The organism is Dietzia sp. Die43, assembly GCF_024519835.1.
Lineage (GTDB): Bacteria > Actinomycetota > Actinomycetes > Mycobacteriales > Mycobacteriaceae > Dietzia > Dietzia kunjamensis.
Genome location: NZ_JALJRF010000001.1, coordinates 78492 through 99472 on the forward strand (window position 1 = coordinate 78492; position 20981 = coordinate 99472).

Here is a 20981-nt window from a genome sequence, read left to right on the forward strand (position 1 = left end):
CTGCGCGATCCCCTGAGGCGGGCGTACGTTGGTCGCATGTCCACACCTGACGCGCAGATCCCCCAGCTCACCCTGAACGACGGCCGCTCGATCCCCCAGGTCGGATTCGGCACCTTCCAGGTCCCGCCCGCCGACACCGAGAAGGTCGTCACCGACGCGATCGAGGCCGGTTACCGCCACCTCGACACCGCTCAGATGTACGGCAACGAGGAGGGGGTGGGCCGGGCCGTCGCGGCGTCCGGCATACCGCGCGACGAGTTCTGGATCACCACCAAACTCAACAACACCTTCCACGAGCGCACCGCCGCCCGTGAGGCCACCGAGCGCTCGCTCGAGGCTCTGGGCGGGCGCATCGACCTCTACCTCGTGCACTGGCCACTGGCGATGCACAACGACGTCGCCACCGTGTGGGAGACGATGGAGGAGATCCGCTCCGACCTGGCCGTCGACTCGATCGGCGTCTCCAACTTCACCGCGGCGAACCTCGCGCGACTGGCGGAGGCCGGCCTGAGCACCCCGACGGTCGACCAGATCGAGTCCAATCCCTATTTCGTCAACGACGACCTGCGCGCGGCGTGCGTCGAGCGGGGCATCGCCGTGGAGGCGTGGAGTCCGCTGGCCCAGGGCGCGGTCTTCGGTGACCCCCAGTTGCAGGCGCTCGCCCAGCAGGTCGGGCGCACGGTGTCCCAGGTCGTGCTTCGGTGGGTGCTGCAGCGGGGCGACATCGTCTTCCCCAAGTCCTCGAGCCCGGCCCGCATGCGCGAGAACCTCGAGGTGTTCGACTTCGAGCTGTCGGACGAGCAGATGGCTTCCATCACCGCGCTGCACAACGGCACCCGTTCGGGCCCGGATCCGGACACCTTCGACTGGCGCGGCTGACCCCACCGCCAGACCCCATCGAGAAGACAGTTCCGCACACGTTTGCCGAGAGGCAGGTGTGCGGAACGCTCTTTTCGACGGCGCGACGGGCCGCAAGCGCCCTAGAGTCGGTCCATGACCACCACCGCGGACACGGGCGGGGAGCCCGGCGCGGGCGGGGCTCCCCGCGGCGCGCCGGGCCGGACAGTGACCGACCGGTCCACCACGGCTCCGGTCCTCGCCTCGTACGCGGCGGGCAGCCTCGGCACGGGTGCGTTCGGCACCCTGCCCGGTTTGGTGCTGGCGTACTACCTCACCGACTCGATCGGGGTGGCGGCGGCCGTCGCGACGGTGCTCGTGCTGGTGCCCAAGGTCATCGACGTCCTGGCCTACCCGCTCATCGGCGCGATCTCGGACAGGGCGTCCCACCGCAGCGGCTATCGCACGGGCCTGATGCTGTTCGGGGCGCTGGCCCTGCCGCTGCTGTTCGTGGCGACCTTCTCGGCGCCGACCGGCTGGAGTACGAGCGCGGCCGGGGTGTGGGTGATGGGCTTCTTCCTCCTGGCCTCGATCGCGTATTCGTGCTTCCAGGTGCCGTATCTGGCACTGCCGGCCGAACTCACCGATGACGCCGCCGCCCGCGTGACGCTGCTGGCGTGGCGGGTGGCCGTTCTCGCCGCGGCGATCCTGCTCACGGGGGGCGGTGGCCCGGCGCTGCGCGACGCCGCCGGCGGCGGGCCCACCGGATACGTGGTGATGGCCGTCGGGGTCGCCGCGCTGATGCTCATGGGCATGCTGTGGTCGACGTTCGTGGCGGGCCGCAGCACGATCATGCGGGCCGACGCGCCGGCCGGTGGGCTCGCGCACGAGTATCGCGACGGACTCGACGCGCTGCGGGTCACGCGGCCGTTCCGGCTGCTCGTCGCGGTGTTCTGTCTGCAGGCTGTCGCGACGGCCGTGATGCTCGCGGGCGGCCAGTACGTGGCGACCTACGTGCTGGGTGACGAGACCGCTCTGACCGGGCTCTTCCTCGCACTGGTGGGCCCTGCGCTACTCGTGATGCCGCTGTGGACCCGTCTCGCGCACGCCCGCGGGAAGGTGCCGGCGCTGGCCGCGGCCACGGCGCTGTTCACGGTGGCGACCCTGCTGCTCATCCCGGCTGGCTTCTCCCCCGGCGCGTGGGTGCACCTCCCGGTGGCGCTGGCTGGTGTCGCGTACGCGGGCATGCAGGCTCTACCGATGTCGATGCTGCCCGACTGCACCGACCTGGATCGCTCGTTGGGGGGACGACGACGAAGTGGGGCGATGAGCGGCCTGTGGACGGCGTCGGAGACCGGCGCGATGGCCCTGGGCCCGGTCGTCGTGCTCGCCCTGTTGGCATTCGGTGGTTTCCGCTCCGGCGGGGTGTCCGATCAGCCCGGGACGGCGCACTGGGCCATCGTCCTCGCGTTCTCCCTGGTTCCCGCGCTCCTCGCCGGCGCGAGCCTGCTGCTGATCCGGACTCTCGGCCGGTCCTATCCCCGATGGACGGAGCGAACATGACCCCCGATCCCCTCGCCCTGGAGATCACCGATCGCGGGGAACACGCGCTGGCCCGCCTCGCCGCGATGCGGGCGCAGGACCCGCCGACCACCGGGGGCCGGGTCCTCTCGTACGTCTACGATTCCGGGCTCGCCGAACTCGACGAACTGGCGACCCGCGCGGCTCGTCTCGCCCATGGCGTCAACGGCCTCGACCCCACGGTGTACTCCTCGGTCGCCCGGATCCACGGCGGCATAGTCGACCGTGTGCGCGACATTCTCCGTGGACGGTCCGCGGGCGCGGGTGGCGAGGGCGGCGACGGGCTCGGTGGCGACATCTACGGGAACGTCACGTCCGGTGGCACCGAGAGCTGCATGCTCGCCTGCCTCGCCGCGCGCGAGGTCTCCGGTCGACAGCCGGGCGACGGTGGAACGATCGTCGCACCGGTGACGGTGCACGCGGCGTTCCGCAAGGCGGCGCACCTGCTGGGCCTGAGGTTCGTCGGCGTCGAGGTCGATCCCGGGACGGGGCGGGTGACCGCCGCCGAGCTCCTCGCGGCGGTCGATGGGGACACGGTGCTGGTGGTGTGTTCGGCGCCCGCCTACCCGAACGGCGTGATCGACCCCGTGGCCGAGGTGGCCGCCGTTCTCGAGGCCGAGCACGATCCGCGCATCGGGCTGCACGTCGACGCCTGCCTCGGCGGCCTGGTGCTGCCGTTCTGGCCCGGTCCGGACCCCGCCGGTCCGGACGCCACCGGTCCGGACGCCACCGGTCCGGACGCCACCGAGCCGAACCCGATGCCGCTCTGGGACCTCCGTGTCGCGCGGGTCACCAGCATCTCGGCGGACGTACACAAGTACGGTTTCGCACCCAAGGGCACGTCGGTGCTGCTCAGCCGGGGCCGCGAACGCCACCGGGCGGCATGGTTCGCCACCGTCGACTGGCCCGGCTACCCGGTGGTCAACCCGACGCTCGCCGGATCCAAACCGCTCGAACCCGCCGCGGCGGCGTGGACGGTGCTCGAGGCACTCGGCGACGGCGGGCAGCGTGAACTGGTCGCCCGGACCGCCCGGGCGACCGATCGGTTGGTCGACGGGTTGTCCGGCATCGAGGGGCTACGAGTCCTCGACCGCGATCCCGGCCCACTGCTGGCGGTCGTCGCCGACGAGTCCGCCGGAGACGGCCGGCGCGTTCACCCGCACCTCTGGGCGGATGCCTGCGCCCGGAGGGGCATCGCCGTCCAGGCGCAGCCCGCCTACCGCCAGGAGCGGGGGACCTTGTCGTCGTCGTCCCACCTCACCATCACCCCGGTGACCGAACGGCTCGTCGAGGAGATCCTCCGCGTGGCGTTTGAGGCCGCAGACGAGGTCCGCGGGCAGCCTGATCCGGCCCCTCCGACGGGGTTCGCCGACGTGCTCGACGCGCTGGAGACAGGGACCCTCTCCCCCGCCGACCTGCTCGCCCTGCCAGAAGATGAGGTGCATGCGCTCGTGGGTGGTGTCCTCGACGCGGACGAGGCCGGGACCGAGGGAGGCGGTGGCGGAATGGCGCCGCTGCTCGCGGCGATAGAACGGCTGCCCGCCGGCGTGGGCGGCCGCCTGGTCCGCGCCTACCTCGCGGCGGTGATGGAGTGACGGTGATGGAGTGATTCAGGCGAACTTCGCCTGAATCTCGGCAGACGCCCGGAACCACCGACCAATGTACGGCACCGCGATAGGAGCGGGATTCGCCCGGAGGTACCGCACGAACCAGTCGGTCAACCCGTCCCACTGGGCGTGATCGCCCGGGGGATGGAGTCCCCATCCCAGTTCGGTGAGCGTCCAGTGCGCTTTGGCGGAGTTGCGCAGCATAGATGTCGTCACCCAGTTCGCCTCGGTGTCCTCTCCCCCACGGGACACCGGCTGCAGGTGGTCGATGGTCGGGAACAGCTCCCAGAACGCGAAGTGCGATCGCGACATCGCCCAGTTCGGATCCGCGGGGAAGTCCTCCGGAAGCAGTACGGAGAGCAGCCGTAGGGCCCCGGGGTTGACCAGACGCGTCCCGCTGTAGCGGTCGACGAACCCGTCGCGGTAGAAGAGACGCAATGACCTCCGTTCCGTGTAACTCCGGGACGTCTTCTCCACGGGCACGAACGGGTAGCGGAGGCCGAGTATCCGACTGCCTTCGTCAAGCCCAACGGTCTCGATCGCATCGGCGACATCCGCCAGCACATCCGCCTTGTCCTCGAGCTCCGGCGCGGCCACTCGTGCACCAGGGACATCGCGGGTCGCGTCATCCATCTACTCGCCCTCCACTCCGGGTTGCGGTCTTAATCCCAGTGTGAGCGGCCCATACGACAAGCGCCCCCCGACTCGAGATCGGGGGGCGCGGTCCGCATACGGGGCGACGCCTCAGACGAGGACCGCGACCGCGACGTTGACGATGCCCAGGACACCGGCGACGTGGGTCAGGGTCGCGGTGCTGCCCTGGGCCTTGGCCTCCTTGCGGACGCCGAGGATCGCGACGACGAGGATGACGATCGCCACCAGCAGTTTGATACCGATCTTCATGTGGTTGAGGTCAGCGTCCTGCATCTCGCGCAGACCCACGAGCAGCAGTCCGGTCACCACCTGGAGGATCGCGCCGTGCAGGATGCCCTTCGCCATGTAAGGCGCCTTGATGGTGGCGAGCCAGCCACCGATGATCCCGGCGAGACCGATGAAGTGCAGGATGAGGATGATCTGGATGACAGTGTCCATAAGATGAATTGTCTCAGGTCAACGCGGAATCACCGCAGGTAAGGGTCTCCTGTGTGACGCTCGACTCGGTCGCCCTGGATGCTGCGTGTGACGCACCCCGACGGGCGGCGCCGCTAGTCGGCCTCGTGGCTCGAATGCGGCAGGACGACCACGGGGCAGTGCGCGTGCGCCACGACGTGCTGACTGACCGAGCCGAGCAGCATCCCGGTGAACCCGCCTCGCCCGCGGCTACCGACCACCACGAGCCGGGCGTCCCCGGATGCAGCGATCAACGCTTCGGCCGCGTGGCCCTGCAGGACGGCCGGCTTGTACGAGGCGTCCTCCCCCAGGGTGTTGCGCACCGCGTCCGCGAGCATTTCGCGCGCGCTGCTCTCCAACTCGGAGGAGCCCTCCCAGCCGGCCATCGCATACGGGCCGTAGACCGCTGGCAATTGATACGCGGTCAGGGCGATCAGCGGCGCGTCGAGCGCGGCCGCGTACTCGGCTGCCCACTTCAGGGCCCGTAGCGAATCCGGCCCACCGTCGACTCCGACGACTACTGGCCTGGTGTCCATGAGCTGTCCTCCTCCGGCGAGATGCCGACGGTGCCCCGGACTGTCGTGCACCGACGACACCTTCCACCGTAGACCTGCCGGAGAGGTCCCGTGAGGTTACGCGAGTTCGACGGTCGCATACGCGAACGTCCGCGTGCCCTCGCTGTGCTCGGTTACGCGAGTTCGACGGTCACATGCGCGAACGTCCGCGTGCCCTCGCTGCGCTCGGTTACGCGAGTTCGACGGTCATATACGCGAACGTCCGGGTGCCCTCGCTGTGCTCGGTTACGCGAGTTCGACGGTCATATACGCGAACGTCCGCGTTCACAGGCTCACGCGAGTTCGACGATCTCCATGTACTCCTGGCTCCACAGGTCCTCCGTGCCGTCCGGCAGGATGATGACCCGCTCCGGCTCCAACGCCTCCACGGCGCCGGGGTCGTGGGTGACCAGGACGACCGCACCCTCGTACGTCCGTAGAGCGTCGAGGACCTGCTCGCGCGAGATCGGGTCCAGGTTGTTCGTGGGCTCGTCGAGCAGCAGCACGTTGGCCGCCGAGGACACCAGTCCGGCCAGCGCCAGACGCGTGCGCTCACCGCCGGAGAGCGTGCCTGTCGGCTGCTCGAGTTGGGGGCCGGTGAACATGAACGCCCCCAGCAGGCTGCGCAGCTCCTGCTCCCCCGCGTCCGGCGCGGCGTGGCGGATGTTCTCCCACACGCTGGCGTCCATGTCCAGGGTGTCGTGCTCCTGGGCGAAGTAGCCGATCTTGAGCCCGTGCCCGGAGACGACGCCGCCCTCGCCATCGGTGCGTTCCACACCGGCGAGCAGCTTGAGCAGCGTCGTCTTGCCGGCACCGTTGTAGCCCAGCACCACCACGCGGCTACCCTTGTCGATCGCCAGGTCTACCCCGGCGAACACCTCGAGCGAGCCGTACATCTTGGTCAGGCCCTTGGCGAACAGCGGCGTCTTGCCACAGGCCGCGGGAGTGGGGAACTTGATCCGCGCTGCCTTGTCGGCCACGCGGACCTCGTCGAGATTGTCGATCATGGCGTCAGCACGCCGGATCATCTGCTTGGCGGCGGCCGCCTTGGTGGCCTTGGCGCCCAGCTTGGCGGCCTGCATCTTGAGCTGCGAGGCCTTCTTCTCCGCATTCGCCTTCTCACGTCGGCGCCGGGCCTCGTCGGTGGCGCGGGCGTCGAGATACTTCTTCCACCCCATGTTGTAGGCGTCGATCTCCCCGCGCACGGCGTCGAGGAACCACACCTTGTTCACCACGGCCTCGAGCAGCTCGACATCGTGGGAGATGATGATCAGCCCACCCTCGTGCTTCTCGAGGAACTGGCGCAGCCAGGTGATGGAGTCGGCGTCGAGGTGGTTGGTGGGCTCGTCGAGCAGCAGCATGGTCTGCGACTTGCCGGCACCGTCGGAGGCGGCGAACAGGATCCGCGCCAGCTCCACGCGCCGGCGCTGACCGCCGGACAGGGTGCCCAGATTCTGGGTGAGGATCCGGTCCTCCAGCCCCAGGCTGTTGCAGATGCGGGCGGCCTCGCTCTCGGCCTCGTAACCGCCGCGGGCGGAGAACTCGTCCTCGAGGCGCCCGTACTTACGCACGGCCTTGTCCATGGCCTTGTCGTCCGGTGCGGAGACCATCTGCTCCTGCGCGGCGGTCATGTCGGTCATGATCACGTCCAGCCCGCGGGCGGAGAGGACCCGGCTGCGCGCGAGCTGGTCCATGTTGCCCTCACGCGGGTCCTGCGGAAGATATCCCAGGTCACCGGTCCGGACGACCTTCCCGGCGTAGGGTTCACCTTCGCCGGCGAGGATCCTCATCGTCGTCGTCTTACCCGCGCCGTTCCGTCCCACCAGGCCGATCCGGTCGCCGGGCTGGACCCGCAGCGAGGACCCGTCCATGTGGAGCAGGGTGCGCACGCCGGCGCGCACCTCAAGGTCGTCGATGGTGATCACGTGCGCGGGTACCTCGCTGTAGCGTTCGGGGAAGGTCTTTCGGCCCCGCCCTGGCGGGCGTAGGGCCGACCTGCCACTCTACCTGCGGCGCGAGTGTGCCGACGAGTCCGGTGACGTGGGTCTCCGCGACCAGAGAGCGTGCGCCGGGTTCGCCTTCCGGCGGATTCTCTTGCCGCGCGTCGGTCGCTGCGACCTGTGGGCGGCCTGACTGGCGTACGTCGGATGAGGTCGGCGCCTTGGCGGCGTCGCGTCCTGCTGGCCGCGGGCCGACCGCTGTGTGCATCCGCTTCCTGGCCCTGACGCCTCGCTTCTGCAGATGGCCACGACAGCCCTCCTCGCCCCTCACGATGGCGTCTCGCGTGCGCATCGGGGCAGGCCAGACGCCATCGTGAGGGGCGGCTGCAAGAGCCTGGCCACCCCGCCCGGCCCGCCTTCAACCCCCGCTGCGCCCGTACAGGTTCTGCACGCTGCGGCCGATCGGACCGTGGTCGTCCGAGAGCAGCGTGTCGGTGAGCACCCCGTGGCCGGGCCCGCCGATCGTCTCCGAATCCAAGCGCACCCAGCCGGGCGCGGGCTCGCGGTGCAGGGAGACCACCAGGTCGCAGTTGATCGTCGGGTGGTCGACCGGGTCGGTGGCCAGGGAGACTCCGCTCGCGGAGTCGGCCACCACCACGGTGTGCTGCCACCCGGTCATCCGCTCCCCGGCGACCAGGTCGACCCGCGCCCGCCCCCACGCCCGGGCCGGACCCAGTTCGTCCCCGCCGCCGGAGGCGTAGGAGAAGTCGACCACCGAGAGGTACCCGCCGGCGTGGGCGAAACTCATCATGGGATCGCGCTCGCGCCTCTCGGGCACCGGCGGCGCCGCGTGATCGCCCACCACGGGATAGTCCTCGGGCGTGCGCCGCATCAGCCAGCCGCGCGCGACCAACGTAGACCGGCCGCCCACGGACGCGGTCGCCTCGAGCAGCTCCACGCTGCGCCCGGGGCGGATCGTGCGCACCTCGATGTCCAGGGGCGCCACCGGCACGGGGCCCAGGACGTCGACGGACACCCTCGCCAGTCTCATGTCGGAGCCGGAGCCGGAGCCGGCCCGCTCCATGGCCCGCACCAGCAGCGCACTCGGCGGGCCGGCGTGCTGGGCCTCGGCGGACCACGGCCCGGCGGTGAGCGCCGTGGACTCGAAGCGGGCCTCGTCGACCTGCTGGTAGAACGCGTCGGACATGGGTCCCCTCTCGTGCGGGCGGTAGTGTCGATCCTGATGAATGCTACGGGTGGCGGTCTGTACGACGTCGCTGTCGTCGGGCTCGGTCCCGCCGGCCGCGCGCTCGCCTCCCGCTGTGCCGCATCCGGTCTCACCGTGTTGGCGCTGGACCCGCGCCCGGACGCACCGTGGCGCCAGACGCTCTCGGTGTGGGCCGACCAGGTCCCGATGTGGCTCCGGCCCGAGGCGTGCGGCGTGGACGTGCTCGCCCACACCGTGCCGGCCGCCGCCCTGTACGCGCCCGACAGAGCCGTGCTGCACCGTGAGTACGCCGTGCTGGACAACGAGGCCCTGCGCCGCGCACTGCCGCTCGGCCCCGGCGTCACCGTCGAACTCGCGGAGGTCGACGACACCGGGGTCCGGGCCCTCACCGCCCGCGCGTACCGCGTGGTGGACTGCCGCGGCGCCGGCGGCCGGCTCAACCGGGGGCCCCTCCAGACCGCCTACGGGATCGTCGTGGACGCGGCCGACGCGGCGCCGGCGCTGGGCGGGGAGAACGCCCTGTTCATGGACTGGCGGACCGACTATCTCCGCGGCCGGAACGACGACGACAGCGACGACGACGAGGTCGGGCCCAGCTTCCTGTACGCGATCCCCGTGGGACCGGACCGGGTACTGCTGGAGGAGACGTGTCTGGCGGGCCTGCCCGCTCTGGATCCCGCCGTCCTGGCGAGCCGGCTCCGCTCGAGACTGACGGGCCGGGGGGTCTCCCCCGCGGCGATCGCGTCGCCGCTGTCCGTCGAGCGCGTACGGATCCCGCTCCTGCCCCGCGCCGAGCTAACGGAGGACCCGCGGGTCGAGGCGTTCGGCACCGCCGGTGGCCACGGGCACGCGGCGACGGGGTACTCGGTGGCGGCGATGTTGGCGGCGGTGCCGGCGGCGGTGCACGCGATCGAGGCGGGATACCCGTTGCCGGCACCGCGGTCGCCGCTGAGCACGGCCCTCCACGGTGTCGGACTGCGCGTACTCCTGCGGGCTGATGAGCGCACCCTGCGGGCGCTGTTCAACGCCTTCGGTCGACTCGACGGTCGCCGTCAGCGCTGGTTCCTCGACGCCGCCAGCCCCTCCTACCAGGTGGCCGCCGCCATGTGGGGCATGTGGTTCTCCATGCCCGCCCGGAACAAGGCCGGGATGGTCGCGGCGGTGCTGCGCCCGTCGGCTCGTACGTCGGGCGGGGGTGTACCGATCACCTCAGCCGGAACGCGGACGGTACCCGTCGAAGGTGAGTAACAGGCCGCCCGGACGCCGCGAGAGGCGGAACATGGTCGACAGCGCCACGGCCGCGACGGCCACGGCCACGAGTTCGAAGGTCTCCTCGATGTACATCAGGACGAGATAGGGCGTCGACATGCCGGCGTCCGCGCGGTGGACGAGACCGGTCAGGCTCTCGATGACGATCGCGCCCGTCAGGAAGACCACGGCCGAGAGGATCAGTGCGAGAACCACCCGACGCTTCAGCGCCAACACGAGGCGGATCAGCAGCGCTCCGACCACCAGCGCGATGATCGCTCCCGGGATCACCCAGTTGTAGAAGGTGTCGAACGGCAGGTACGGGGCCATCCTGTCCCCCACCACGAACAGTCGCTCGTGCAGGGCGGAGGCCTCGTCCACCGAGGCGGTGACGCCGACCGCGGCGAAGAGCCACCACGACTTCCGGAACCGGTCGGCGGTGAGAGCGGCCAAGGCCGCGAACATTCCGACGAGGAGCCAGATCGTCGAAGCGAACCACACCGCGATGTTGCCCTCGGCGCCGATGTCGAAGGCCGTCCACAGGAGATTCCAGGTGTGCCAGGGCTGGTCGCTGCCGGTGCGGTGGACCATGAGGAGCAGGAAGCCGGACAGCGGCGCGAGCAGGATCGACGGGGGCAGCACCACCCACGCGGTCGCCTTGGTGAGACTCATCGTCCGGGCCCGGTCCTGGGAACCGGCCACGGCGTCCGCCGCGCTGCGGTCTTCATCCGACGGGGTGTCGATCGGGCCGTCGGAGGGCTCGCCGGCCGGACGGTCTGACGGTCGGTCAGCGGGGCGGGACATGTATTCAGCGTAAACGGCCGGTGAACGGAACAGCCAATCAGGTCGTCTCGCCCCCGGCCGGAAGGTCGACCCGGACACGAAGAGCGCCCGCCCCCTCTCGAGGGGGCGGGCGCTCTGTCGCGTGACCGGGGCGCGGCTACACCGTGAAGCCGATGGCGCGGAGCTGCTCGCGGCCGTCGTCGGTGATCATCTGCGGTCCCCACGGCGGCATCCAGACCCAGTTGAGTTCGAGGTCGTTGACGAGATCGGCGCCGATCGTCGCACTGCGGGCCTGATCCTCGATGACGTCCGTCAGGGGGCAGGCCGCGGAGGTCAGCGTCATGTCGACGCGGGCGATCGTCGAGCCCTCGGTCTCACCCGGGCGAACCCAGATGTCGTAGACCAGCCCGAGGTCCACCACGTTGATCCCGAGCTCGGGGTCGACCACGTCACGCATGGCCTCCTCGAGGTCGGCGACGAGGGCCAGGTCCTCCTCGGACTGCTCCGGCCGGTTGGGGTCGGGGCGGAACTCGCCGTTGTAGACGGTTCCGGCCGGGGTGGCGTTCTCCTCGGTCGACGCGGACTCGTCGACCGACGGATCGTTGGCAGGGGTCATCTGCTCGGTCATGTCACTCACTCCTGATGGTGTTCGGTCTGTCGGCCGAGGGCGTCCTTGAACGCCATCCAGCCCAGCAGCGCGCACTTGACGCGCGCGGGGTACCTCGACACGCCGGCCAGCGCCACGGCATCGTCGAGGAGCTCCTCGTCCCCGGCGTCCTGCCCGCGGGAGGAGATCATCGCCTGGAAGGCGTCGACCACCTCCAGCGACTCCGCCACGGGACGGCCGACCAGGAGGTCGGCCATCATCGAGGTGGAGGCCTGGCTGATCGAGCAACCCTGGGCGTCGTAGGACACGTCCTCCACGGTGGTGAGATCGTCGGACAACCGCAACCGCAGTGTCAGCTCGTCACCACAGGTGGGATTGACGTGGTGGACCTCGGCGCCGAAGGGCTCCCGCAGTCCGCTGTGCTGCGGACGACGGTAGTGGTCGAGGATGACCTCCTGGTACATCTGCTCGAGCTTCACGTGAGCGCCCCTTCCACTCCGAAGAACTGCTGGGCCCGGCGCAGGGACCTCGCGAGAGCCTCGACCTCGTCGAGGGTGTTGTACAGCGCGAACGACGCCCGCACGGTGGACTGCACGCCGAGACGCCGGTGCAGCGGCCACGCGCAATGGTGCCCCACTCTGACGGCCACGCCGTCGTCGTCGAGCACCTGGCTCACGTCGTGGGCGTGGATGCCGTCCACGACGAAGGAGACGGCGCCGCCGCGCGAGACCATGTCCGTCGGGCCGACGATCCGGATCCCCGGGATCTGGCCGAGGGCGTCGAGCGCGGCCACGGTGAGGGACTCCTCGTGGCGGGCGATGGTCTCCATCCCGACCTGCTCGAGGTAGCGCACCGCCGCCGCGAGCCCGACCGCCTGGGACACCATGGGCACCCCGGCCTCGAATCGCTGGGGCGGGTCGGCGTAGGTCGTCTCCTCCATGGTGACGGTGGAGATCATCGACCCGCCGGTGAGGACCGGGGGCATGGCCCGCAGCAACTCGCGCCGGCCGTAGAGGACGCCGATGCCGGTGGGCCCGAGCATCTTGTGGCCGGAGAACGCCGCGAAGTCGACGCCGAGGGCGTGGAAGTCCACCGCCATGTGCGGCACCGACTGGCAGGCGTCCAGCACGACGAGCGCGCCGACGGCCCGGGCGGACTCCACCACGCGGGCGACGTCCGTCACCGCGCCGGTGACGTTGGACTGGTGGGTCAGTGCGACGACCTTGACGGCGTCGGTGAGCTCGAGCGAGTCGAGGTCGATCCGACCGTCGTCGGTCATGCCGTACCAACGCAGTGTGGCGCCGGTGCGTCGGCACAGCTCCTGCCACGGCACGAGGTTCGCGTGGTGCTCGAGCTCGCTGATGACGACCTCGTCCCCGGGGCCCACCGCGTACTCGCCGAAGCGCTGGTCACCCAGGGCGAAGGCCACGAGGTTGAGCGCCTCGGTGGCGTTCTTGGTGAAGACCAGCTCGTCGACGTCGGCACCCACGAACCGCGCGATGTCGGCACGGGCGCCCTCGTAGGCGTCCGTCGCCTCCTCGGCGAGTTGGTGCGCACCGCGGTGGACGGCCGCGTTGGAGTGCAGCAGGAAGTCCCGCTCGGCGTCCAACACCTGCATCGGGCGCTGCGAGGTCGCCCCGGAGTCGAGGTAGACCAGGGGCTTTCCGTCACGGACCGTGCGCTGCAGGATCGGGAAATCCGAGCGCACGGCGGTGAGATCGAGGGTCGAGGTCATGTTCTCCCAGCTGTCCGGTCAGGCGTTCGCCGGCGTCAGGTACTTCTCGTACCCGTTCGCCTCGAGCTCGTCGGCCAGTTCTGCGCCACCGGAGGCGGCGACGCGGCCGTCGACGAACACGTGGACCTTGTCGGGGGTGATGTACTTCAGGATGCGGGTGTAGTGCGTGATGAGCAGGATGCCGCCGTTCTCCTCCGCCTTGTAGCGGTTGACACCCTCGGAGACCACGCGAAGCGCGTCCACGTCGAGGCCGGAGTCGGTCTCGTCGAGCACGGCGATCTTCGGCTTGAGCAGGTCCAGCTGCAGGATCTCGTGACGCTTCTTCTCGCCGCCGGAGAATCCCTCGTTGACGCTGCGCTCGGAGAACGCCGGGTCGAAGTCGAGGTCGGACATGGCCTCCTTGACCTCCTTCACCCAGTGGCGGAGCTTGGGGGCCTCACCGCGGACGGCGGTGGCCGCGGAGCGCAGGAAGTTCGCGGTGGAGACCCCGGGGATCTCGGTCGGGTACTGCATTGCCAGGAACAGGCCGGCGCGGGCCCGCTCGTCGACCTCCATCGACAGGACGTCCTCGCCGTCGAGCGTCACGGTGCCGCCGGTGACCTCGTACTTGGGGTGGCCGGCGATGACGTAGGCGAGGGTGGACTTGCCGGAGCCGTTCGGCCCCATGATGGCGTGGGTCTGGCCCGACTCGATGGTCAGGTCGACCCCCTTGAGGATCTCGACGGTCTCGGGAGAGTCCTCGGTCGCGGCGACGCGGGCCGTGAGGCCCTTGATCTCGAGAGTGGTCATGGGTAGTGCTCGCAATCTGTGTGAGAAGTCGTGGGGGATGTACTGGCGGGGCTCGTCAGATGCCGGAGGACTCCAGCTCCGACTCGACGGCCTCGGTGATCCGCTCGCGCACCTCCGGAACGCCGATGCGATTGATCACCTCGCCGAAGAACCCGCGGATCACGAGTCGTCGTGCGACGTCCTCGGGAATGCCCCGGGACATGAGGTAGAACAACTGCTCCTCGTCAAACCGTCCCACGGCGCTGGCGTGGCCCGCACCGGCGATCTCGCCGGTCTCGATCTCCAGGTTCGGGACCGAGTCGGCGCGGGCACCGTCGGTGAGTACAAGGTTGCGGTTCATCTCATACGTGTCGGTGCCCACGGCCCGGGCGCGGATCAGCACGTCACCGATCCACACGGTGTGTGCGTCCGGCAGGCTCGACTTGGCGTCGCCCTGCAGCGCACCCTTGTAGAGGATCCGCGAGGTGCAGTTGGGCTCCGAGTGGTCCACGAGAAGACGGTGCTCGAGGTGCTGCCCGTCGTCGGCGTAGTACAGGCCGTTGAGGGTGACCGTGCCGCCGGGCGCGGTGAACCGTGCGAACGGGGAGACGCGCACGAGCTCGCCACCGAACGTCACCGTCGTGTAGGTCAGTGTCGCGTCGCGGCCGACCTGTAGGTGGTGACCCGCGAGGTGCAGGGCGTCGTCGTCCCAGTCCTGGATGAGCACGATCTCGAGGTGGGCGGAGTCGCCGACGATGAACTCGACGTTCTCGGCGATCGTTCCGCCGCCACGCTGGTCCACGACGAACGTGGCGTTGGCGAACGCCTCGAGGCGGACCTGGGTGTGGCCGTAGGCCAGTTCGCCCTCGCCCGGGCCGTCGACGGTCACGTAGACGGGCTCGTCGATCACGGTCTCCTTGGCGACCGTGATGACGGTGGCCTCGGAGGCGGAGCTGAACGCCTGTGCGGCGACGCGGTCGCGGGGGGCCCCGGCCTCGCCGACGCGCTTGTCGTCCATGGCGACCGTCTCGACGGTCAGACCGTCGTGCTCGGCGACGGACGCCAGCAGGCGACCGGTCGCGGTGATGTTGGAGCCGTCGTGAATACCGCGCAGACGACGCAGCGGGGTGAACCGCCAGATCTCGTCCTTGTGGCTGGGTACCTCGAAGGCGCCCACGTCGAACGACGAGAACTGGTCGCCCTTGGTGGCGTCGACGGGGACGCCGTAGCGGTCCGTCAGGGGTGCCGGGGTGGACCCGGTCTCGGGTGCGGTGGTGTCGGTCATGGTGGTCAGCCCACCGATCCTTCCATCTGCAGTTCGATCAGGCGGTTGAGCTCGAGCGCGTACTCCATCGGGAGTTCCTTGGCGATCGGCTCGACGAAACCACGCACGATCATGGCCATCGCCTCGTCCTCGGCCAGGCCGCGGCTCATGAGGTAGAACAGCTGGTCCTGGCTCACCTTGGAGACCGTGGCCTCGTGCCCCAGCGTGACGTCATCCTCCCGGATGTCGATGTAGGGGTAGGTGTCGGACCGGCTGATGTTGTCGACCAGCAACGCGTCGCACTCGACGTTGGACTTCGAGCCCTTCGCGCCGGCGTTGATCTGGACCAGACCGCGGTACGCGGAGCGCCCGCCGCCCCGAGCCACCGACTTGGAGACGATGTTCGAGGACGTGTTGGGCGCCAGGTGCAGCATCTTGGAACCGGTGTCCTGGTGCTGGCCCTCACCGGCGAACGCCACGGAGAGGACCTCGCCCTTGGCGTGCTCACCGGTCAGCCAGACCGCCGGGTACTTCATCGTCACCTTGGAGCCGATGTTGCCGTCGATCCACTCCATGGTGGCGCCCTCTTCGGCACGGGCACGCTTGGTGACGAGGTTGTAGACGTTGTTCGACCAGTTCTGGATGGTCGTGTAGCGGCACCGGCCGCCCTTCTTGACGACGATCTCGACGACCGCGGAGTGCAGGGAGTCCGACTTGTAGATCGGCGCGGTGCAGCCCTCGACGTAGTGGACGTAGGCGCCCTCGTCGACGATGATCAGCGTCCGCTCGAACTGGCCCATGTTCTCGGTGTTGATCCGGAAGTACGCCTGCAGCGGGATGTCCACCTGCACGCCCGGCGGGACGTAGATGAACGAGCCACCGGACCAGACGGCCGTGTTGAGGGCGGAGAACTTGTTGTCACCGGAGGGGATGACCGAGCCGAAGTACTCCTCGAAGTACTCGGGATGCTCCTTGAGCGCCGTGTCGGTGTCCATGAAGATGACACCCTGGCTCTCCAGGTCCTCACGGATCTGGTGGTAGACCACCTCGGACTCGTACTGCGCGGCGACGCCGGCCACGAGCCGCTGCTTCTCCGCCTCGGGGATGCCGAGCTTGTCGTAGGTGTTCTTGATGTCCTCGGGCAGGTCCTCCCAGCTGGTGGCCTGCTTCTCCGTGGAACGGACGAAGTACTTGATGTTGTCGAAGTCGATACCGGACAGATCCGAACCCCAGGTGGGCATCGGCTTCTTGTCGAAGATCTTCAGGGCCTTGAGCCGCTTCTCGAGCATCCAGTCGGATTCGCTCTTCTTGGCGGAGATGTCACGCACGACCGCCTCGGACAGGCCGCGCTGCGCGGTGGCACCGGCGTCGTCCGAGTCGTGCCAGCCGTAGTTGTACTGGCCGATGGAGGCGATTCGTTCCTCATCGGTGGTCGGCTCCGTGACGTCGGCCGTCACCTGATCGGGGGTGATGGTCATCGCACTGTCCTTTCGGCGGTCGGTGCCGACGCGGACGCGTCGGCCGGTGCAGGGATCGTGGCCGCGAGGTCACTCACGGTCACGGTCCCGGTCGGGATGTTGGTGGTGCAGGCGCAGTTTCCGCCCGCGATGGTGGCGAGCCGCTGGACGTGGGTGCCCACTATCTCGGACACCACCTCCTGCTCGGCAGCGCACAGTTCGGGGAACCGGGAGGCGACGTTCCACACCGGGCAGTGGTGCTGGCAGATCTGCAGGCCGGTGCCCGCCTCCTCCACGGAGGACGCGTAGCCGGCACCGGACAGCGCGGTGGCGATGTCCGTGGCGGCGCGCTCGACGTCGTGCGGGCCCTCGGCCGGACGGACGTGACCGATCACCGAGCGCACCCGCTCGCGGGCGAACTCCGTGACCGCGGCCGTGCCACCGATACGACGCAGGGCGGTCAGGGCCTCGACCGCCAGGTGGTCGTACCCGTGGCGGGCGGTGCTGCGGCCGGAGACCGTCATCTGGAACGCCTTGGCCGGGCGACCGCGGGTTCCCGCCGGCCGCGAACGGACGGCCTCCACCTCGCCGGCCTCGACCAGATGGTCCAGGTGTCGCCGGACACCGGCGGCGGTGAGCCCCAGCTCGTGTCCGATCTCGACGGCGGTGAGTGCTCCGCGCTCCAACAGGAGTTCCCGGATCGACGAGCGGGTGTCGGGCCGCGTGCTGCTCTCGAACACGTGCTGCACGCTCATACGCCACTCCCTTCCGGTTATGCTCGGTGCGCCCGGTCGGGACGCACCTCCTGATATTACGCAACACTTCTGTTTCGGAAATATTCCCCCCACCCCCGGGCGCGCCGCCGGGGTGAGGTGTGCGACGACAGCGGCGGTGGAGGAAGGGTCGGGACTGTGGCACGCGATTACCCCAGGCGTGGTGCCGGGTCGGTCACCTCCCGCCTCCACGCGCAGGAACTGTCCACCGGGTCCCCGTTGTCCGCGGAGATGGCCCGCCTGCGCCGCATCCGTCTGATCGGCACCACCGCCGCCGTGGCGATGGCGATCGGGGCGCTCGGGGCCGGCGCGTTGCCCGTCCTGCAGAACCCGATCGCCGGCGAGCGACTGTTCGGCCTGTGGCTGCGCCTGCAGCAGTCCTCGATGACGGTCGTCATGGCGGGGATGGTCACGGTGACCCTGTGTTGGCTGCTGCTCGCCCCGTACGTGCTCGGGCGGGATCGGCGGGGTCGGATCAGTGGTCGGATCGACCGCGCGACGCTCGACCGGGTGATCGCGTCATGGGCGCTCCCCCTCGCGCTGGCGCCGCCGATGTTCAGCCGGGACGTCTACAGCTACCTGGCCCAGGGGGCGATCGGCAACGAGCTCGACGATCCCTACGAACTCGGTCCGGTCCCGGCACTGGGGACCTCCCACGCGCTCACCGTCAACGTCCCGGACATCTGGCGCGATACGCCCAACCAGTACGGACCGTTGTTCCTGGGGGTGCAGAAGGTCATCCACGGGCTCACCGGCGACGACGTGGTGGCCGGGACCATCCTGCACCGGGTCGTGGCCGTGATCGGGATCCTCATGCTGGGCTGGGCCGTCCCACGGCTCGCCGAGTACTGCGGCGTGTCCGACGTCGCCGCCCTCTGGCTGGCCGTGGCCAACCCCCTGGTCCTGTTCCACCTCGTCTCCGGCATCCACTCCGAGGCGCTGATGATGGGCCTGCTGGCGGTCGGGCTGGTGCTGGCGCTGCGCGCAGTGGACGCCCCCGGATCCGGGTGGCGCACCACCTCGCTGTTCATCCTGGGGACCGTGCTGGTCACCGGATCGGCCCTGGTCAAACTCCCCACGGTGGTGGCGTTGGGGTTCATCGGCATGGCCCTGGCGCGCCGGTGGGGTGCGAGCTGGTCCGCCACCCTGCGCGCGGCGTCGGTCATGGCGGCGGTGAGCGGTGTGACCACCGGGGTGGCGATGATCGTCACCTCGTCCGGCCTCGGCTGGATCACCAAACTCGGGGCGGCCACCTCGCTGCGCAGCTGGCTCTCCCCGCCCACCGCGCTCGGTGTGATCGTCGGCGGGATCGGGCAGTATCTCGGGCTCGGGGACCACACCGAACAGATCCTCGTCATGGTGCAGACCGCCGCCCTAGTCGCGGCCGGCGCGTTCACCGTCCGCATGCTGTTCGCGGTCCAGGCGGGTCGGATCAACCCGGTCGGTGGGCTGGGGGTGTCCATGGCCGCGATCGTCCTGTGTTTCCCCGTCGTGCAGCCCTGGTACGTCCTGTGGGCGCTGGTCCCGTTGGCCGCGTGGGCCTCACGGGTGGAATTCCGCCTCCCGGTGGTCGCCGTCAGCGCGGTGCTGGCCTGCTTCACCCTCCCGCCGGGTGCGGGACTGCCCCCGTTCGTGACCGTCCAGGCCTGGGCGGCGACCGTGGCGGTGGTCGCCGTCCTGCTCGTCGCACTGTTCCGGTGGCCGGGGCTGTTGCGCTTCCGCTAGCCGGACCGGCCTACACTCGGATCCCGTGACCTCTCCGACGGATACGCCCGCGCTGCACGTCGAGGGGCTCGTCAAGAGGTTCGGGGCGACCACCGCCGTCGCCGGCCTGGACCTGCGACTCGAGCGCGGGCAGGTCATGGCCCTGCTGGGACCCAACGGGGCGGGCAAGACCACCACGGTCGAGATCTGCGAGGGATTCGCCCGTCCCGACGCGGGCACCGTGCGAGTGCTGGGCCTGGACCCGGTCATCGATCGCCAGCGGGTCCGCAGCCGCATCGGGATGATGCTCCAGGGTGGCGGCTCCTACCCCGCCGCCAGGGTGGGCGAGATGCTCCGGCTGGTGGCGTCCTACTACGCCGATCCTCTCGATCCGGGCTGGTTGCTGGGCGCACTCGGGCTCACCGAGCACGTCCGGACCCCGTACCGGCGCCTGTCCGGCGGCCAACAACAGCGGCTGTCCCTGGCGATCGCGGTCATCGGCCGGCCGGAGCTGGTCTTCCTCGACGAGCCGACCGCCGGTCTCGACGCCCAGTCGCGCCGGGCCGTGTGGGACCTCGTACACGCGCTGCGTCGCGACGGCGCCGCGGTGCTGCTCACCACCCACCTCATGGACGAGGCGGCCTCGCTCGCCGACGAGGTCGTGATCGTCGACCACGGCCGGCGCGTCGCCTCCGGGACGCCCGCCGAACTCGAACGCGCCGGGACCGCGGAGGGCGTCACCCTCGTCGTCGACGGCGAGGTGTCCCCGTCGCTGCTCGCCGGCGTCCTCGGTGGGGAGCACACGGTCGCGGCGGGGACCGCCGCCGGCGTCCTCGAGGTCCACGGCCCGGTCTCCCCCGAACTCATGACCGCCATGTGTGCCGCCCTCGAGCGGGCCGGCGTCCAACTCACCTCCCTGGCCACCCGCACCAGGAGTCTCGAGGAGGTCTTCCTCGACCTGACCGGACGGGAACTGCGATGACCCACACCCAGACCGGCGGCAACCGCTTCGCCCCCGGCACCTTCGCCCGCCCGTCGGCGCCGGCGTCCCCGGCCCGGATGACCGCCGCCCAGACCCGTATGGAGCTGGCCCTGTTCCTGCGCAACGGTGAACAGCTCCTCGTGGCCCTGGTCATCCCCGTCGCCATCCTCTTCGGCCTCACCGCGATCGACTTCGGTGCGGTATCGGATCCGCGGGTCGATCACGCGATCACCGCGGTACTGACCATCTCCGTCATGGGGACAGCCTTCACCGGCCAGGCGATCGCCGTGGGCTTCGACCGCCGGTACGGCGCCCTCAAACGTCTCGGGGGCACCCCCCTGCCGCCGGCGGTCATCATCCTCGGCAAGATCCTCGCGACGCTCGTGCTGGTGGCCGGCCAGGCGGTCGTCCTCGGCGTCATCGCGGCGCTGCTGGGATGGCGGCCCGAGCTCCCGGGGCTGGCGCTGGGGGCGCTCGTGATCGCCCTGGGATCGGTGGCGTTCTCCGCCATGGGGCTCCTACTCGGGGGCACCCTGCGTGCGGAGATCGTCCTGGCCCTGGCCAACCTCATCTGGTTCGTCCTCATCGGGGGCGCCGGACTCGCGATCGGGGTGGTCGACCTCCCCTCCGCGGTGGCCGACCTCCTCGTCGTCGTCCCCTCCTACGCGCTGACCTCCGCGCTGGGCACGGCGCTCGCCGGCGGCGTCCCCGCCCTGGCCGCGCTGTCCCTGGTCCTCTGGACGGCCGTGTGTGGCGGATTTGCCGTGCGTCACTTCTCGTTCACCTGATAGCAGACCCCGGCG

The 20981-nt window shown here is 70.1% G+C and carries 20 protein-coding genes; 7 read left to right on the forward strand and 13 right to left on the reverse strand.

Annotated elements, in window-relative coordinates; translation table 11 throughout:
• Positions 1-36: 36 nt before the first annotated feature.
• The 3 genes from NR111_RS00370 to NR111_RS00380 all read left to right on the forward strand — a co-directional run bounded on the left by NR111_RS00370 (position 37) and on the right by NR111_RS00380 (position 4013).
• Positions 37-879 carry an aldo/keto reductase gene (locus NR111_RS00370; protein ID WP_256819328.1) on the forward strand — a complete coding sequence of 281 codons (843 nt, stop codon included), beginning with the start codon at positions 37-39 and terminating at the stop codon, positions 877-879.
• Positions 880-993: 114 nt separating this feature from the next.
• On the forward strand, positions 994-2400 hold the full coding sequence (locus NR111_RS00375; RefSeq protein ID WP_256819330.1) for an MFS transporter: 1407 nt from the start codon (positions 994-996) through the stop codon (positions 2398-2400).
• Entirely contained in the window at positions 2397-4013 is a 1617-nt protein-coding gene (locus tag NR111_RS00380) for a pyridoxal-dependent decarboxylase (RefSeq protein ID WP_256819331.1), read from the forward strand. The genes NR111_RS00375 and NR111_RS00380 overlap by 4 nt, the downstream gene beginning before the upstream one ends.
• Before the next feature lie 15 nt (positions 4014-4028).
• Here the strand turns inward: NR111_RS00380 and NR111_RS00385 are convergent, their stop codons facing one another.
• The 5 genes from NR111_RS00385 to NR111_RS00405 all read right to left on the reverse strand — a co-directional run bounded on the left by NR111_RS00385 (position 4029) and on the right by NR111_RS00405 (position 8836).
• Complete coding sequence (locus NR111_RS00385) at positions 4029-4658, reverse strand: HNH endonuclease (RefSeq protein ID WP_070722527.1); 630 nt, start codon at positions 4656-4658, stop codon at positions 4029-4031.
• A gap of 111 nt (positions 4659-4769) precedes the next feature.
• A complete protein-coding gene (locus NR111_RS00390) occupies positions 4770-5117 on the reverse strand; it encodes a hypothetical protein (RefSeq protein WP_119191697.1) in 348 nt (115 codons plus the stop codon).
• Between the two features lie 113 nt (positions 5118-5230).
• Entirely contained in the window at positions 5231-5722 is a 492-nt protein-coding gene (locus tag NR111_RS00395; protein ID WP_256819337.1) for a universal stress protein, read from the reverse strand.
• 260 nt (positions 5723-5982) lie between these two features.
• Positions 5983-7614, reverse strand: coding sequence for an ABC-F family ATP-binding cassette domain-containing protein (locus NR111_RS00400; RefSeq protein WP_256819338.1), 1632 nt, complete (start codon positions 7612-7614; stop codon positions 5983-5985).
• 433 nt (positions 7615-8047) lie between these two features.
• Positions 8048-8836, reverse strand: coding sequence for a thioesterase family protein (locus NR111_RS00405; RefSeq protein ID WP_256819339.1), 789 nt, complete (start codon positions 8834-8836; stop codon positions 8048-8050).
• Between the two features lie 36 nt (positions 8837-8872).
• Between NR111_RS00405 and NR111_RS00410 the strand changes: the two genes are divergently transcribed.
• Positions 8873-10105 carry a lycopene cyclase family protein gene (locus NR111_RS00410; RefSeq protein ID WP_256819341.1) on the forward strand — a complete coding sequence of 411 codons (1233 nt, stop codon included), beginning with the start codon at positions 8873-8875 and terminating at the stop codon, positions 10103-10105.
• Here NR111_RS00410 and NR111_RS00415 read toward each other — a convergent pair.
• The 8 genes from NR111_RS00415 to NR111_RS00450 all read right to left on the reverse strand — a co-directional run bounded on the left by NR111_RS00415 (position 10067) and on the right by NR111_RS00450 (position 17474).
• Positions 10067-10909 carry a hypothetical protein gene (locus NR111_RS00415; RefSeq protein ID WP_256819343.1) on the reverse strand — a complete coding sequence of 281 codons (843 nt, stop codon included), beginning with the start codon at positions 10907-10909 and terminating at the stop codon, positions 10067-10069. The two genes, NR111_RS00410 and NR111_RS00415, sit on opposite strands and share 39 nt — an antisense overlap.
• Positions 10910-11045: 136 nt before the next feature.
• Positions 11046-11504: a metal-sulfur cluster assembly factor gene (locus NR111_RS00420; protein WP_371517556.1), complete on the reverse strand. Its 459-nt coding sequence runs from the start codon at positions 11502-11504 to the stop codon at positions 11046-11048.
• 17 nt (positions 11505-11521) lie between these two features.
• Positions 11522-11974, reverse strand: a complete 453-nt coding sequence (gene sufU, locus NR111_RS00425) for a Fe-S cluster assembly sulfur transfer protein SufU (protein ID WP_132061415.1) — start codon at positions 11972-11974, stop codon at positions 11522-11524.
• Positions 11971-13230: a cysteine desulfurase gene (locus tag NR111_RS00430; protein WP_132061412.1), complete on the reverse strand. Its 1260-nt coding sequence runs from the start codon at positions 13228-13230 to the stop codon at positions 11971-11973. The genes sufU and NR111_RS00430 overlap by 4 nt, the downstream gene beginning before the upstream one ends.
• An 18-nt stretch (positions 13231-13248) precedes the next feature.
• The gene (gene sufC, locus NR111_RS00435) at positions 13249-14019 is read right to left on the reverse strand and encodes a Fe-S cluster assembly ATPase SufC (protein ID WP_067716304.1); all 771 of its coding nucleotides are present in this window, start codon (positions 14017-14019) and stop codon (positions 13249-13251) included.
• A gap of 55 nt (positions 14020-14074) precedes the next feature.
• Positions 14075-15283 carry a Fe-S cluster assembly protein SufD gene (sufD, locus tag NR111_RS00440; RefSeq protein ID WP_132061409.1) on the reverse strand — a complete coding sequence of 403 codons (1209 nt, stop codon included), beginning with the start codon at positions 15281-15283 and terminating at the stop codon, positions 14075-14077.
• Positions 15284-15288: 5 nt separating this feature from the next.
• The gene (sufB, locus tag NR111_RS00445) at positions 15289-16740 is read right to left on the reverse strand and encodes a Fe-S cluster assembly protein SufB (RefSeq protein ID WP_154827476.1); all 1452 of its coding nucleotides are present in this window, start codon (positions 16738-16740) and stop codon (positions 15289-15291) included.
• The gene (locus NR111_RS00450) at positions 16737-17474 is read right to left on the reverse strand and encodes a metalloregulator ArsR/SmtB family transcription factor (protein ID WP_120283282.1); all 738 of its coding nucleotides are present in this window, start codon (positions 17472-17474) and stop codon (positions 16737-16739) included. Before NR111_RS00450 ends, sufB begins: the two co-directional genes overlap by 4 nt.
• A 156-nt stretch (positions 17475-17630) precedes the next feature.
• Between NR111_RS00450 and mptB the strand changes: the two genes are divergently transcribed.
• Genes mptB through NR111_RS00465 form a run of 3 tightly spaced genes read left to right on the forward strand, consistent with a single transcriptional unit; the run spans position 17631 to position 20966 of the window.
• Positions 17631-19217 (forward strand): polyprenol phosphomannose-dependent alpha 1,6 mannosyltransferase MptB, encoded by a 1587-nt coding sequence (gene mptB, locus NR111_RS00455; RefSeq protein WP_154827478.1) that lies wholly within the window; start codon positions 17631-17633, stop codon positions 19215-19217.
• Between the two features lie 25 nt (positions 19218-19242).
• Positions 19243-20178 (forward strand): ABC transporter ATP-binding protein, encoded by a 936-nt coding sequence (locus NR111_RS00460; RefSeq protein WP_256819351.1) that lies wholly within the window; start codon positions 19243-19245, stop codon positions 20176-20178.
• Positions 20175-20966 (forward strand): ABC transporter permease, encoded by a 792-nt coding sequence (locus NR111_RS00465; RefSeq protein WP_256819352.1) that lies wholly within the window; start codon positions 20175-20177, stop codon positions 20964-20966. Before NR111_RS00460 ends, NR111_RS00465 begins: the two co-directional genes overlap by 4 nt.
• The last annotated feature ends 15 nt before the right edge of the window (positions 20967-20981 follow it).